The following is a 13913-nucleotide window of genomic DNA, read 5'->3' as shown; positions in this document are numbered from 1 at the left end:
GAGATCACCATGCCTGCCAGCCGTTCCCATTTCATTCGTCCGTTCATTGCGCTCGCGATGGTGACGGCATCCACGCTTTACGCGCTTGCGCAGCAGCCGCCGACGCCAACACGGGTGCGTGGAACCGTCGAGAGCGTCGATGGCGTTACGCTGGCGGTGAAGTCGCGCAGCGGCGAGGACGTCAAGCTGCACATGGCGGGCAATATGGTGGTGCTCGGCCTCACCAAGATCGCGCTGTCCGACATCAAGGTCGGTTCCTTCATCGGTACGACCACGGTGCCGGGGGCCGACGGCGTGCCGAAGGCGGTCGAGGTGCATGTCTTCCCCGAAAACATGCGCGGCACCGGTGAAGGCTCGCGGCCGTATGATCTGAAGCCGAACAGCAGCATGACCAACGCCACCGTCGCGGAATCCGTCGTGGGCAATGACGGTCATACATTGCTGGTCAAGTACAAGGACGGCGAGAAGAAGGTGCAGGTCACGCCCGACACGCCGGTCGTGACCTATGTTCCAGGCGACAAGGCGGACTTGAAGGCCGGCGCCAAGGTCATTGCCTTCATGAAGAAGCTGCCCGACGGCTCGCTCGAAACCGACCGCGTCAGCGTCGGCCGCGACGGCCTTACGCCGCCGATGTGACGCGTGGTTCGTAGCTCGGATGAAGCGAAGCGAAATCACGGACGGTGCCGACCTTGAGAAAGTCCCGGATTGCGCTCCGCTCCATCCGGGCTACGGGATGACAGTTTCGTTATCGCAGTAACAGCATCCTCATCCGGTCCGTAGTTGTCGTGCGTGCCGCCTTCCCGCGAAGGGGAGGTAGCCGCACGGAATACCTGCAACTCCCCGGTGTTCCCTATTCCGCCAGCCAAACCCATGAGGAACACCATGCCGAAATCGACGCTGTTCGCCGCATTGCTTCTCGTTGCCTTTGCCTCAGCCGCATCGGCGCAACAACCGCCGACGGTGCGCATCCGCGGCACCATCGAGGCCGTCGACGGCGCGATGCTGTCGATCAAGTCGCGCGACGGCGACGATATGAAGGTACGCACGACCGACAACGTCGCGGTGTTCGGCATCGCCAAGACCGATCTGTCGGAGATCAAGTCCGGTTCCTATATCGGCGTTACCGCGATGCCCGAGCCGGACGGAACCCAGAAGGCGATCGCGGTGCATATCTTCCCGGAAAACCAGCGCGGCGCCGCGGAAGGCTTCCGTCCCTGGGACCTGCGCGCCAACTCGACCATGACCAACGCCACCGTCGCCGAGACGGTGAAGGGCACTGACGGCCAGAACATCACGGTGAAATACAAGGACGGTGAGAAGAAGGTCGTGGTGCCGCCGGGAACCCCGGTCGTCACCTTCGTCTCCGGCGACAAGTCGGAGCTGAAGCCGGGCGCCAAGATCATCATCTTCGGCGCGGTGAAGAAGGACGACGGCACGCTGGAAGCCAACCGCGTCAATGTCGGCCGCGACGGCATCGCACCGCCGATGTGACGCGAAGGCCAGTCTCTCTCAACACGTCGTCCCGGCCTAGTGCGCAATTGCGCACGGGAGCCGGGACCCATAACCACCGATCATTGTTGTTGAGCACAGCTGTGGCCGCAGCTGCGCCAAATCTCGCACGGCTGTGGTTATGGGTCCCGGGTCGCGCTTCGCTTGCCCGGGACGACGAGGGAGTATGTAGCTGCGCTAAACCGCCAGCACCTTGTCGTCGATCTCGGCGATGGTGTTAACGCCGCACAGCCCCATCGTGGTGGTGAGCTCCTTGCCCAGGATGTCGAGCGCCTTGGCGACGCCTTCCTGGCCGCCGGCGCCGAGGCCGTAGGCATAGGCGCGGCCGATCATGCAGGACTTCGCGCCGAGCGCGAGCGCCCGCATGATGTCCATGCCGGTGCGGATGCCGCCGTCGAACATGATCTCGAGCCTCGAGCCGACCTCGTCGACGATCTCCGGCAGCACCTCGATCGAGGACGGCGCGCGTCGAGCTGGCGGCCGCCATGGTTGGACACCACGATCGCCTGCGCGCCGGTCTTGGCGGCGAGCTCGGCGTCCTCGACATCGAGAATCCCTTTAAGGATCAGCTTGCCCGGCCAGATGCTGCGGATCCAGTCGATGTCCTTCCAGTTCAGCGTGGTATCGAACTGCGAGGCGGTCCATTCCGACAGCTTGGTCAGATCCTCGGTGCCTTTGACGTGACCGACGATGTTGCCGAAGCTGCGGCGCTTGCCGCGCAGCACGCCGGCGACCCATGACGGCTTGCTCGCGAAGTCCAAGAGCTTCGACAGCGACCATTCCGGCGGCACCGTCATGCCGTTCTTGATGTCCTGGTGGCGCTGGCCGATCACCTGCAGGTCGACGGTCAACACCAGCGCCGAGCATTTCGCCGTGATCGCGCGCTCGATCAGCGACTTGATGAAGCCGCGGTCCTTCATGACGTAGAGCTGGAACCAGAACGGCTTGTCGACACTGGCTGCGATGTCCTCGATCGAGCAGATCGACATCGTGCTCTGGGTGAACGGGATGCCGGCCGCTTGCGCCGCGCGGCAGGCGTAGATCTCGCCGTCGCCATGCTGCATGCCGAGCAGGCCGACCGGCGCCAGGATCAGCGGCATCGCCGCCGGCTCGCCGAGGATCGTGGTCGCCAGGCTGCGCTTGGACACATCGACCAGGATGCGCTGGCGGAACTTGATCTGCTGCAGGTCCTCGGAGTTGGCGCGCAGCGTGTCCTCGGTGTAGGAGCCGCGGTCCGCATAATCGAAAAACGCCTTCGGCACCCTGCGCTTGTGCAGCTGGCGCAGATCTTCGATGCAGGTAATGTGCTTCATGGACGTTCCCGGCCCTTCTTCTATGTCGCAAGTTCGATGCAGACGTCTTGCGGGTGTTCGGTCTCGCCGTCATCTAGCATGGTTGGGTGGCCCGCCAAATCTGAAGACGGATAGGAGAGCACGATGACGCAATCAGGCTCCAAGCCGAAAGCAGACGAGAACGCCGAAAAGCGCCGGCTCGATGAGGCCCTGGAAGAGGGGCTGGAGGAGACGTTTCCCGGTTCCGACCCTGTCAATGTGATCCAGCCGGCCCCCAGCAAGGGTGACCAGCACGTCAAGCGAGGCGGCAAGAGGTAGGGGACAACAGTCGTTCCCGGGGATTGCCTGAATGGCCATAATGTTATATTTTTCAGCGCCTTAATGCCGAAAAATACGGTTCGGCCGCGGTAATGATTCATCATATTTTTTGAAGTCATTTTAGCGCCTGGCAGTCTATAAGGCCGATGCACGCTACACTGGTAGGCGTTCAGGACTCTCTCGCCGGGTGGTTCGAGAGGTCCGTGTTGGGGGTTACATGAGCCGCAAATATTTCGGGACCGATGGAATTCGGGGCCGCGCCAATGGGCTGATCACGCCGGAGCTCGCGCTCAAGGTGGGGCAGGCCGCAGGGTTGGTGTTTCAGCGTGGCGACCATCGCCATCGCGTCGTGATCGGCAAGGACACGCGGCTGTCCGGCTACATGATCGAATACGCCATGGTCGCGGGCTTCACCTCGGTCGGCATGGACGTGCTGCTGGTCGGCCCGATGCCGACGCCGGCGATCGCGATGCTGACCAAGTCGATGCGCGCCGATCTCGGCGTCATGATCTCGGCGTCGCACAATCTTTTCGAGGACAACGGCATCAAGCTGTTCGGCCCGCAGGGCTTCAAGCTGTCCGACGATGTCGAGAAGCAGATCGAGCAGCTGCTCGACGAATCGCTCGACCGCCGCCTGGCGCAGAGCGCGAGCCTCGGCCGCGCCCGCCGCATCGACGGCGTCCATGACCGCTACATCGAATTCGCCAAGCGCACCCTGCCGCGCGACCTCTCACTCGACGGCCTGCGCGTCGTGGTCGATTGCGCCAACGGCGCCGCCTACAAGGTGGTGCCGGAAGCGCTGTGGGAACTCGGCGCCGATGTGGTGCCGATTGGGGTCGAACCCGATGGCTTCAACATCAACAAGGAATGCGGCTCCACCTCGCCGGAAGCGCTGTCGCGGAAGGTGCGCGAGATGCGCGCCGACATCGGCATCGCGCTCGATGGCGACGCCGATCGCGTCATCCTGGTCGACGAGCGCGGCCACATCGTCGACGGTGACCAGCTGCTCGCGGTGATCGCGCAGAGCTGGAAGGAAGAGGGGCGCCTCGCCAAGCCCGGCATCGTCACGACCGTGATGTCCAATCTCGGGCTGGAGCGCTTCCTGCAGGGCCACGGTATTTCGATGGTCCGAACGCCGGTCGGCGACCGCTACGTGCTCGAGCAGATGCTGAGCGGTGGCTACAATCTCGGCGGCGAGCCGTCGGGCCACATCATCATGTCGGACTATTCGACCACCGGCGACGGCTTCGTCGCTGCGTTGCAGGTGCTGGCCGTGGTGCAGAAGCTGCGCCGCCCGGTGTCGGAGATCTGCCGGCGTTTCGATCCGTTGCCGCAGATCCTGAAGAACGTGCGCTATCGCAGCGGCAAGCCGCTCGACGACGCCGAGGTCAAGTCCGCGATCACCGACGGCGAGAAGCGCCTCAACGGCCATGGCCGCCTGTTGATCCGTCCCTCCGGCACCGAGCCGGTGATCCGCGTCATGGGCGAGGGTGACGATCGCATCCTGGTGGAAGAGGTCGTCGACAACATCGTCAGCGCACTCGGCCACGCCGCCGCGGCGTAAGGCTGCTGTTTCCAATCTCGCATCTGCCGGCTCCGTCATCCTGAGGAGCGCGCCCTTGCGCGCGTCTCGAAGGATGCACGGCCCGGCCGGTGGCCGATTCATCCTTCGAGACGCGGCCAACCGGCCGCTCCTCAGGATGACGGGTCGTCGATGAGAACTCCACAGCGCATCGCTGCCATTAGCTACAGCGCATCGCTGCCATTAGCTAATGCAACTGGTTTGCCCTACCGCCCGGAGGCATTTTTCGCTTCGGCATGATCTCCGGCGTGTTCTTCGGCGTCGCCTTCGGCATCGGCGGTCTCGGCGCCGCGGTGCTGGGCAAGCTCGCCGACCACACCTCGATCGCCTTCGTCTATCAGCTGTGCGCATTCCTGCCGGCGATTGGCCTGCTCGCGGTGTTCCTGCCGAAGATGCCGAAGGCCGTTCGCTGAACGTCAGCAGCGAGGGCGCCGCCCCGCATTAAGCATTCGCTAACACTCAGCGCCTGCGTGCGCTGCAAACGCGCACCCGCGTCAACGCTTCATTAGCACCTGTGGCGAGGTCGCCATCTTTCGCCGCCGCTCGCGCGCATTTATGGACCCATAAGCAACAGCCGCAGCAAAAGGTGAGAGAAAATCAACCTTAAAAATTAGGGTTAAGTGCCGCTTAAACATTTGCTGGCATCGTCCGGCCCGTGAGTTTCAGACGTGGGGCCTTTCGTGTCGCCTCACTTGGGCCAAAAGGACGAAGCCAATGCGTAGCGTAAAGACCCTGATCGCCGCCGGAGCGGCATCTCTGTTGTCCTCGGCGGCGTTCGCTGCCGACATGCCGATCATGCCGCCGCCCCCGATGGCGTATGCTCCTCCACCGGTCCAGGATTTCGGCGGCTGGTATTTGCGCGGCGATATCGGCATGACCAACACCAAGGCCAGGCTGCACGTCAACGCCTACGACACGCTGCCGGCTGGCACCGCTTTCAACCAGTATGGCACCGGCTTCGACAGCGGCATGCTGTTTGGCCTTGGGGTCGGCTATCAATTCAACAGCTGGTTCCGCGCCGACATCACCGGTGAGTATCGCTCGAAGGTGAGCTTCAACGGCACCGACTTCTTCACGTTCCCCGGGCCCAGCTCGCTCGGCGACACCTATCATGGCGGCGTCCAGAGCTGGGTCGGCCTTGCGAACATCTACGCCGATCTCGGCACCTGGGGTTGCTTGACCCCGTTCATCGGTGCCGGTGTCGGTGCCGCGGTGATCAAGACCTCGGCCTTCTCCGATGTCACCACGTTCCCGAGCGGGTCCGGCCTGACCAGTTCCTTCATCGCCGACGGTGCGACCAAGACCAACTTCGCATGGGCGCTGCATGCCGGTGTCGCCTACAAGGTCACCAACAACTTCACGGTTGAACTGGCCTATCGCTACCTCGACATGGGCACCGCCGGCCACGGCCAGGGTCACTTCTTCGACGGCACGCCGGCCGGTCCCTCGAGCTTCCAGTACCGCGACATGACCTCGCAGGACGTGAAGCTCGGCGTGCGCTTCGCCTTGCCCTGCTGCGACGTGCCGCCGCCGCCGCCGCCGCCCCCGCTGATCCGCAAGGGTTAATTTGAGGGTTAATTTCGAGCCTTCACGGTTAACGATTGAAACGGCGCGGGATCATCCCGCGCCGTTTTTCTTTGCCGGGTCATGCCGCGAGCTTCTGCAACTTGAGTGGTCGAAAGCGGCCGGCGACAACGATTGGTTAAGGTTAACAGGCGATGATCAGCGCGCATTCGGTAAGTGGGATGGAGCGTTGCAATGCGTAGGTTCTTGCTGGTGGCGATGATGTTCGGCGCGGTGACCGGTGCACAGGCGGCCGACATGCCCGATTTCCTTCGCGGCAGTCTCCCCGCTTCCAGCGCGCCAACCAGAAACTGGGACGGCTGGTATGCCGGCGGTCAGGTCGGCCAGACATGGATCAACACCGACTTTGGCGGCAGCGTTGCTTCCCTGACCAATTCCATCTTCCGCAACACCACGCTGCAGGCGCCGACGTCCCAGTTCAATCTGCTGGGCCGGGTCAATGCGCAAAGCTCGGGCTTCGGAGCATTCGTCGGACGCAATTATCAGTTTGACGACGTCGTGTTGGGTGTCGAAGCAAACTATACCTATTGGTCCGGCCTTACGACAACGACCTCCGGAAGTCTGGGTCCGATTCAAGTCGCTCAGCCAAATTTGGTCCTGCCGGCCGGCGCGTCTGCCGCCGACGGCGTGACGTTGAATGGAAGCGCTGCGCTGAAGCTCAAGGATGAGATGACATTCCGCGGCCGCGCAGGTTGGGCAACCGGTGACTTTCTGCCTTACGTCTTCGGCGGCCTTGCAGTCGGCCGAATGGACGTTTCGCGCACGGTCACAAGCTCCGTGAACCGAACGATCAACTTTGCTGACGGAAGTTCGACCACCTTTGCACTCCCGCAGTTTGCCCAAACCGCGACGGATGCGAAAACGGACGCCTACGTTGCCGGCTGGACCGCTGGTCTCGGCCTTGAATACATGCTGTGGAACTGTGTTTTCGTGCGCGGCGAGTGGGAATACGTCAAGTTCAGCCCTGTCAAGAACACGTCGGTCACGCAGAACAGCGTTCGTGCTGCCATCGGCTACAAGTTTTGACGCGCGCCACCTCGCTTGACACCGAAATCTGCGGCTGATCCGATGTTGCTCCGCAAGCGGAGCGACCTCAGATGAAAATCTACGGCGACGCCAATTCGGGCAATTGCTGAAGGTGAAATGGGTGTGCGACAAGTTGGCGCTGCCGTACACATGGGTCGAGATCGACACCATGAAGGGCGGCAGCCGCACGGCGGAATTCCTCAAGCTGAACGGTTGGGGCCAGGTGCCGACGGTCGAGCTCGATGACGGCCGCACGCTCGCGCAATCCAACGCCATCATCCGCTACCTCGCGCGCGGCAGCGATCTGATCCCCGGCGATCCCTATCGCGCGGCGCAGATGGATGCCTGGATGTTCTGGGAGCAGAACAGCCACGAGCCCTATGTCGCCGTTTGCCGCTATCAGACCGTGTATCTCGGCAAGGCCGTGTCGGAGATCGATCCGAACCTCATCAAGCGCGGCTATGTGGCGCTCGATCATCTGGAGCGGCATCTTGCCGGCACGCAGTTCCTGGTCGGCGATGCGTTCTCGCTCGCCGACGTCTCGCTGCTTGCCTATACGCGCGTCGCGGAGGATGGCGGCCTCGCGCTCGAACGCTATCCCATGATCCGCCGCTGGATCGTCGACGCGGAGCATGTGCTCGCTCTGCCGCCGGTCCGCTGATCTCGGGTAAACCTCGCCATGCGTGAAGCTTCATCGATCACGATCCGCCGCGCTCGCCGCGAGGATGTCGCCGCCATTGTCGGCATGCTGGCGGACGATCCGCTCGGCAGTGCGCGCGAGCGGATCGCGGATCCGCTGCCGCAAAGCTATTACGACGGCTTCGCGCGGGTCGAGCGTGATCCGAACCTGCAGCTTGTCGTCGCCGTCGACGGGGAGGGCGCCGTCGTCGGCTGCCTGCAGCTCGCGGTGCTGCCGGGTATCAGCTCGCAGGGCTCTTCGCGCGGCCTGCTCGAGGACGTCCGCGTCGCAACACACTGCCGCAGCCGCGGCATCGGCGAGCGGCTCGTGCAGTGGGCGGTCGCGGAGGCGCGCGCGCAAGGCTGCATCCTGGTCGAGCTGCTGACGCATCACACGCGCGTCGATGCGCAGCGCTTCTATGAGCGGCTCGGTTTCGCGCGCAGCCATGTCGGCATGACGCTCCGCTTTTGACGTGCGCGCACGAAGTTGTGCCGCACGCAAGGCAATGCCTGCGGTAGCCGCTGCTGCGCTATCCGGTTAACAGCCAATAAACTAAGCCGGTCTCCGTGAATTTACGGGGCGGAACGAGTCCGGTATGTCGGGCGTCTCCCACGGGGCGGCGGCGACTGGGGATTTGGATGTCGGACTATTCGATCGTGCGGGTCGGCAACGAGTACATCGTGCAGGCCGGCGATAAGAGCATTTTGAAAATATCGAGCCGGCGCGGGGCAGTTAAGATCATGACTCTCGCGGCGGATTTGCTCGATCAGGAGACGATGCAGCAGGTCGAGGACGCTCCATCAATCAGCCGTGATCCCCCGACTGTCCCGGAAAAGTCCGAACTTCCTTGACGTTTGGGTGCCCTTCCACTATTTCCGACGGCGGGAAACCTCTCCCCACCGAGAGGCAGCTATCTGGAAGGGTAGATTATGACTGCAGCGAAGCCCGCTTCGCGGCCCAATGTGCCGCATTTCTCCTCCGGCCCCTGCGCCAAGCGCCCCGGCTGGAACCCCAACAATCTCAAGGACGCCGCCCTCGGCCGCTCGCATCGCGCGAAGGTCGGGAAGGCCAAGCTCAAGCTCGCGATCGAACTGACGCGCGAAGTGCTCGAGGTGCCTGCGGACTACAAGATCGGCATCGTGCCGGCGTCGGACACCGGCGCGGTCGAGATGGCGCTGTGGTCGCTACTCGGCGCGCGGCCCGTCACCACGCTCGCCTGGGAATCCTTCGGCGAGGGCTGGGTCAGCGACATCGTCAAGGAATTGAAGCTGAAAGACGTCACCAAGCTGAACGCGGCTTACGGTGAAATCCCCGATCTCGCCAAGGTCGATCCCGCATCCGACGTCGTCTTCACCTGGAACGGCACCACCTCCGGCGTGCGCGTGCCGAACGCCGACTGGATCAGCGCAACCCGTGAAGGCCTCACGATTTGCGACGCGACCTCGGCCGCCTTCGCGCAGCCGCTCGATTTCGCCAAGCTCGACGTCGTGACCTTCTCCTGGCAGAAGGCGCTCGGCGGCGAGGCGGCACACGGCATGCTGATCCTGTCGCCGCGTGCGGTGCAACGGCTCGAGACCTATAAGCCGGCCTGGCCGCTGCCGAAGATCTTCCGCCTCACCAAAGGCGGCAAACTCAACCAGGGCATCTTCGAGGGCGAGACCATCAACACGCCGTCGATGCTCTGCGTCGAGGATTATCTCGATGCGCTGAACTGGGCGAAGTCGATCGGCGGCCTGAAGGCGCTGATCGCACGCGCCGATGCCAACACCAAGGCGCTCGCGGACTGGAAGGCGAAGACGCCCTGGATCGACTTCCTGGCCAAGGACCCCGCGATCCGCTCCAACACCTCGGTGTGCCTGAAGTTCACCGATCCCGCGATCACCTCGCTTCCCGCCGAAGCGCAGGCCGACTTCTGCAAGAAGCTGGTCGCGCTGGTCGAGAAGGAGAACGCCGGCTTCGACTTCGCGTATTACCGCGATGCGCCGGCGGGCCTGCGGATCTGGTGCGGCGCCACCGTCGAGGCGAAGGACGTCGAGCTGCTGACGCAGTGGATCGACTGGGCCTTCGCCGAAACCAAGGCAGCGCTGCCCAAGGCGGCATAAGCTTTCTCTTGTCACCTCTCCCCGTTCTTACGGGGAGAGGTCGGATTGCGCAGCGATCCGGGTGAGGGGCCTTCTCGGCTTGTTCCTCGCCCGTGGCTGCCCCTCACCCCAACCCTCTCCCCGCAAGAACGGGGAGAGGGAGAAGTGATCAGAGACTTCACCACATTGGTCCAAGAGACCGCCCGCTGCAGGGCACAGGAACAGTCACATGACAAAACCCAAGGTTCTGATTTCCGACGCGCTGTCTCCCGCCGCCGTGCAGATCTTCAAGGATCGCGGCGTCGAGGTCGATTTCCAGCCCAATCTCGGCAAGGACAAGGACAAGCTCGCCGAGATCATCGGCAACTATGACGGCCTTGCGATCCGCTCGGCCACCAAGGCGACCGCCAAGATCATCGAGAAGGCGACCAGGCTGAAGGTGATCGGCCGCGCCGGCATCGGCGTCGACAATGTCGAGATTCCGGCCGCGACCGCCAAGGGCATCATCGTGATGAACACGCCGTTCGGCAATTCGATCACGACCGCCGAGCATGCCATCACCTTGATGCTGGCGCTGGCGCGCGAGATCCCGCAGGCCGACGCCTCGACCCAGGCCGGCAAGTGGGAGAAGAACCGCTTCATGGGCGTCGAGATCACCGCCAAGACGCTCGGGGTGATCGGCTGCGGCAATATCGGCTCGATCGTCGCCGACCGCGCGCTCGGCCTGCGCATGAAGGTGATCGCGTTCGATCCGTTCCTGTCGCCGGAGCGCGCCAAGGACATCGGCGTCGAGAAGGTCGAGCTCGACGATCTGCTCAAGCGCGCCGATTTCATCACGCTGCACACGCCGCTGACCGAGAAGACCCGCAACGTCATCGACGCGGCCGCGATCGCCAAGATGAAGAAGGGCGTGCGCATCATCAATTGCGCGCGCGGCGGTCTGGTCGACGAGCAGGCGCTGGTCGATGCGCTGAATTCCAAGCATGTCGCGGGCGCCGCCTTCGACGTGTTCGTCGAGGAGCCGGCGACCTCGAACGTGCTGTTCGGCCACCCCAACGTGATCTGCACCCCGCATCTCGGCGCCTCCACCACCGAAGCGCAGGAGAACGTCGCGCTGCAGGTCGCCGAGCAGATGTCGGATTATCTTTTGTCGGGCGCGATCTCGAACGCGGTCAACTTCCCCTCGATAACAGCGGAAGAGGCGCCGAAGCTGAGGCCGTTCATCGAGCTCGCCGAGAAGCTCGGCTCGTTCGCCGGCCAGCTCACCGAGAGCGGCATCCTCAAGACCACGATCACCTATGAGGGCCACGTCGCCGAGATGAAGATCAAGGCGATCACCTCGGCGGTGCTGTCCGGCCTGCTGCGGCCGATGCTGGGCGAGGTCAACGTGGTGTCGGCGCCGGTCGTCGCCAAGGAGCGCGGCATGGTGGTGGACGAGGTCGTCCGCGCCGCGCAGAGCGACTATGAGAGCCTGATCACGGTCACCGTCACCACCGAGCGCCAGGAGCGTTCGGTGTCCGGCACCGTCTACGCCGACGGCAAGCCGCGCCTCGTCGACATCAAGGGCATCCGCGTCGACGCCGAGTTCGGCAAGTCGATGATCTACGTGACCAACGAGGACAAGCCGGGCTTCATCGGCGCGTTCGCGAGCCTGCTCGGCGACGCCAAGATCAACATCGCGACCTTCCATCTCGGCCGCGTCAAGCAGGGCGGCGATGCCATTGCGCTGGTCGAGGTCGACGGCGCAGTGCCGGCGGATCTGCTCGCCAAGGTGCAGTCGCTGCCGCAGGTGAAGCAGGCCAAGGCGCTGACGTTCTAACAAGACGTTTCAAACGTTGTTTGAGCGGGCTCTCGCCGTCGCCCGGGACGCGGCCGGGGCATGACGAGGGAAGATACCGTTCAAGCACATCCAAATTCCGATCTGCGGAACATGACGCCGTCTCCGGCCCCGGAGGCGGCGTTTGCCGTTCCGGGGCGTCTGGTATTCCTGTTGCGGCGTCCAAAATATGTGTACGAAGGCGTCAAGACGCGCCACTATCCGGCGATCTCAGAGGGAGAAAACAATGCGTGAAGCCGTAATCGTTTCCTACGCGCGCACTGGCCTGGCGAAGTCCGGCCGTGGCGGATTCAACATCACCCCGCCGATGTCGCTGGCCGGGCATGCCATCAAGCACGCGGTCGAGCGCGCCGGCGTCGACAAGGACTATGTCGAGGATTGCTATCTCGGCAATTGCGCGCATGGCGCGCCGAACATCGGCCGCCAGGCGGCGCTGCTCGCCGGCCTGCCGAAGTCGACCGCCGGTGTCTCGGTGAACCGCTTCTGCTCGTCGGGCCTGCAGACCATCGCCATGGCTGCGAACTCGATCCGTTCCGACGGCTCCGATTGCATCGTCGCCGGCGGCGTCGAGAGCATCTCGATTCCCGGCGGCGGCTCGCCGAAGGAATCGATCGATCCGGACCTGCTCAAGACCGCGCCCGACATCTTCATGGCGATGATCGACACCGCCGACATCGTCGCCGAGCGCTACAAGCTCAGCCGCGAATACCAGGACGAGTATTCGCTGGAGTCGCAGCGCCGCATGGCGGCCGCGCAGCAGGCCAACAAGTTCAAGGACGAAATCGTCCCGATGAAGACCAAGATGAAGGTGGTCGACAAGGCGACCAAGGCCGAGTCGATCGTCGACTACGTCGTCGACCGCGACGAGTGCAACCGCCCCGAGACCACGCTGGAAGGCCTTGCCAAGCTCGAGCCGGTCAAGGGTCCGGGCAAGTTCGTCACCGCCGGCAATGCCAGCCAGCTGTCCGACGGCGCCGCCGCGGTGGTGCTGATGGAAGCCAAGGACGCCGAGAAGCGCGGCCTGAACCCGATGGGCCGCTTCGTGGCATGGGCCTCGGCCGGCTGCGAGCCCGACGAGATGGGCATCGGTCCGGTGTTCGCCGTGCCGAAGCTCTTGAAGCGCCACGGCCTGAAGGTCGAGGACATCGATCTCTGGGAGCTCAACGAGGCGTTCGCCAGCCAGTGCCTCTATTCGCGCGACCAACTCGGCATCGATCCCGAGAAGTACAACGTCAACGGCGGCTCGATCGCGATCGGTCATCCCTTCGGCATGACCGGAGCCCGGCTCACCGGCCACCTCTTGCAGGAAGGCCGCCGCCGCAAGGCGAAGTGGGGCGTCGTGACCATGTGCATCGGCGGTGGTCAAGGCGGCGCCGGCCTGTTCGAGATCTACAGCTGAGCGTGTAACTCGGCTGACTGTTCAAGATTCTGCAGCACGGCGCCTCAGGGCGCCGTGCTTTTTTATGCCGCCTTCCGTGCATTGACGGCAAGGCAGACCGCCCGACATCGCCGCGCCATCCGGCAGCCGCGAGCGCGCCATCGTCGTGCCGCACGGAAACCTCAATCGAACCAGTCCTTTCCTCGCTGCGTCTCACCACGAGAAACGGCGCGCCCTTGAGCCGGCCGCGCCGTTCGTCTCGCGCGATGCGATGTTTCCCGGAGGGATGTGATGCGAAAGATTGCGAACTGTCTTGTGACCACCAGCCTGGTGCTGGCGGGTGCGCTGGTTGCCGGGCCGCTCCATGCGGCCAATCTCGATGCGGCGTCGCAGGTCGACGCCGTGACTGTCTATCCCGATGGCGCGAGCGTCACCCGCGTCATCACGCTGGATCTGCCCGCCGGGGACAACACGCTCGTCGCGAAGGATTTCCCGATGGGCCTCGATCCGTCCTCGTTGCGGGTGGAGGGCGAGGCGGGCGGCCGGCTGACGATCGGGGCTATCGACGCGCGGCCGCCGCGCCCGGTGGAGCCGGCGAACCTGCCCGAGATCGACAAGCGGATCGAG

At 63.9% G+C, this 13913-nt stretch carries 12 protein-coding genes and 3 pseudogenes; 14 read left to right on the top strand and 1 reads right to left on the bottom strand.

The annotated features are described in order from the left end of the window. The first annotated feature begins 57 nt into the window (after positions 1-57). Both H8B02_RS23745 and H8B02_RS23740 read left to right on the top strand, forming a co-directional pair. Complete coding sequence (locus H8B02_RS23745) at positions 58-636, top strand: hypothetical protein (RefSeq protein WP_376711706.1); 579 nt, start codon at positions 58-60, stop codon at positions 634-636. A 246-nt stretch (positions 637-882) separates the two neighbouring features. Beyond that, on the top strand, positions 883-1491 hold the full coding sequence (locus tag H8B02_RS23740; RefSeq protein WP_229168514.1) for a single stranded DNA-binding domain-containing protein: 609 nt from the start codon (positions 883-885) through the stop codon (positions 1489-1491). Between the two features lie 195 nt (positions 1492-1686). Here the strand turns inward: H8B02_RS23740 and H8B02_RS23735 are convergent. Continuing rightward, positions 1687-2822 (bottom strand): annotated as a pseudogene (locus tag H8B02_RS23735) (alpha-hydroxy acid oxidase). Between the two features lie 123 nt (positions 2823-2945). Here H8B02_RS23735 and H8B02_RS23730 point away from each other — a divergent pair. From H8B02_RS23730 to H8B02_RS23675, 12 genes and pseudogenes are all read left to right on the top strand, one after another. Next, positions 2946-3119, top strand: a complete 174-nt coding sequence (locus H8B02_RS23730) for a hypothetical protein (protein ID WP_229168513.1) — start codon at positions 2946-2948, stop codon at positions 3117-3119. Between the two features lie 217 nt (positions 3120-3336). After that, entirely contained in the window at positions 3337-4683 is a 1347-nt protein-coding gene (gene glmM / locus H8B02_RS23725; protein WP_092117402.1) for a phosphoglucosamine mutase, read from the top strand. Between the two features lie 245 nt (positions 4684-4928). Further along, positions 4929-5114, top strand: a pseudogene (locus tag H8B02_RS23720) (MFS transporter); the annotation flags it as partial. Positions 5115-5415: 301 nt separating this feature from the next. Further along, positions 5416-6267, top strand: a complete 852-nt coding sequence (locus tag H8B02_RS23715; protein WP_229168512.1) for an outer membrane protein — start codon at positions 5416-5418, stop codon at positions 6265-6267. 192 nt (positions 6268-6459) lie between these two features. Continuing rightward, positions 6460-7311, top strand: a complete 852-nt coding sequence (locus H8B02_RS23710) for an outer membrane protein (protein ID WP_229168511.1) — start codon at positions 6460-6462, stop codon at positions 7309-7311. A gap of 71 nt (positions 7312-7382) precedes the next feature. Then, positions 7383-7972: pseudogene (locus tag H8B02_RS23705) on the top strand (glutathione S-transferase family protein). Positions 7973-7990: 18 nt separating this feature from the next. Continuing rightward, positions 7991-8461 (top strand): GNAT family N-acetyltransferase, encoded by a 471-nt coding sequence (locus H8B02_RS23700; RefSeq protein ID WP_229168510.1) that lies wholly within the window; start codon positions 7991-7993, stop codon positions 8459-8461. A 167-nt stretch (positions 8462-8628) separates the two neighbouring features. Further along, positions 8629-8841 (top strand): hypothetical protein, encoded by a 213-nt coding sequence (locus H8B02_RS23695; protein WP_229168509.1) that lies wholly within the window; start codon positions 8629-8631, stop codon positions 8839-8841. A gap of 78 nt (positions 8842-8919) precedes the next feature. Beyond that, positions 8920-10092 (top strand): phosphoserine transaminase, encoded by a 1173-nt coding sequence (locus H8B02_RS23690; RefSeq protein ID WP_229168508.1) that lies wholly within the window; start codon positions 8920-8922, stop codon positions 10090-10092. Positions 10093-10300: 208 nt separating this feature from the next. After that, complete coding sequence (gene serA / locus H8B02_RS23685; RefSeq protein WP_229168507.1) at positions 10301-11890, top strand: phosphoglycerate dehydrogenase; 1590 nt, start codon at positions 10301-10303, stop codon at positions 11888-11890. A 244-nt stretch (positions 11891-12134) separates the two neighbouring features. Next, positions 12135-13307 carry a thiolase family protein gene (locus H8B02_RS23680; protein ID WP_229168506.1) on the top strand — a complete coding sequence of 391 codons (1173 nt, stop codon included), beginning with the start codon at positions 12135-12137 and terminating at the stop codon, positions 13305-13307. Between the two features lie 270 nt (positions 13308-13577). After that, a partial coding sequence (locus H8B02_RS23675) for a DUF4140 domain-containing protein (protein WP_229168505.1) occupies positions 13578-13913 on the top strand: 336 nt, incomplete at its 3' end.

This window comes from Bradyrhizobium altum (genome assembly GCF_020889705.1).
In the GTDB taxonomy this organism is placed as follows: domain Bacteria; phylum Pseudomonadota; class Alphaproteobacteria; order Rhizobiales; family Xanthobacteraceae; genus Bradyrhizobium; species Bradyrhizobium altum.
The sequence above is the reverse complement of the archived record's forward strand: the minus strand, read 5'-3'. Positions and strand labels throughout refer to the sequence as shown.

Excerpts from the sequence above, each read along its gene's own strand:
- H8B02_RS23745 (WP_376711706.1), top strand. The coding sequence starts at position 58 with ATGGTGACGGCATCCACGCTTTACGCGCTTGCGCAGCAGCCGCCGACG.
- H8B02_RS23740 (WP_229168514.1), top strand. The coding sequence starts at position 883 with ATGCCGAAATCGACGCTGTTCGCCGCATTGCTTCTCGTTGCCTTTGCC.
- H8B02_RS23730 (WP_229168513.1), top strand. The coding sequence starts at position 2,946 with ATGACGCAATCAGGCTCCAAGCCGAAAGCAGACGAGAACGCCGAAAAG.
- glmM (WP_092117402.1), top strand. The coding sequence starts at position 3,337 with ATGAGCCGCAAATATTTCGGGACCGATGGAATTCGGGGCCGCGCCAAT.
- H8B02_RS23715 (WP_229168512.1), top strand. The coding sequence starts at position 5,416 with ATGCGTAGCGTAAAGACCCTGATCGCCGCCGGAGCGGCATCTCTGTTG.
- H8B02_RS23710 (WP_229168511.1), top strand. The coding sequence starts at position 6,460 with ATGCGTAGGTTCTTGCTGGTGGCGATGATGTTCGGCGCGGTGACCGGT.
- H8B02_RS23700 (WP_229168510.1), top strand. The coding sequence starts at position 7,991 with ATGCGTGAAGCTTCATCGATCACGATCCGCCGCGCTCGCCGCGAGGAT.
- H8B02_RS23695 (WP_229168509.1), top strand. The coding sequence starts at position 8,629 with ATGTCGGACTATTCGATCGTGCGGGTCGGCAACGAGTACATCGTGCAG.
- H8B02_RS23690 (WP_229168508.1), top strand. The coding sequence starts at position 8,920 with ATGACTGCAGCGAAGCCCGCTTCGCGGCCCAATGTGCCGCATTTCTCC.
- serA (WP_229168507.1), top strand. The coding sequence starts at position 10,301 with ATGACAAAACCCAAGGTTCTGATTTCCGACGCGCTGTCTCCCGCCGCC.
- H8B02_RS23680 (WP_229168506.1), top strand. The coding sequence starts at position 12,135 with ATGCGTGAAGCCGTAATCGTTTCCTACGCGCGCACTGGCCTGGCGAAG.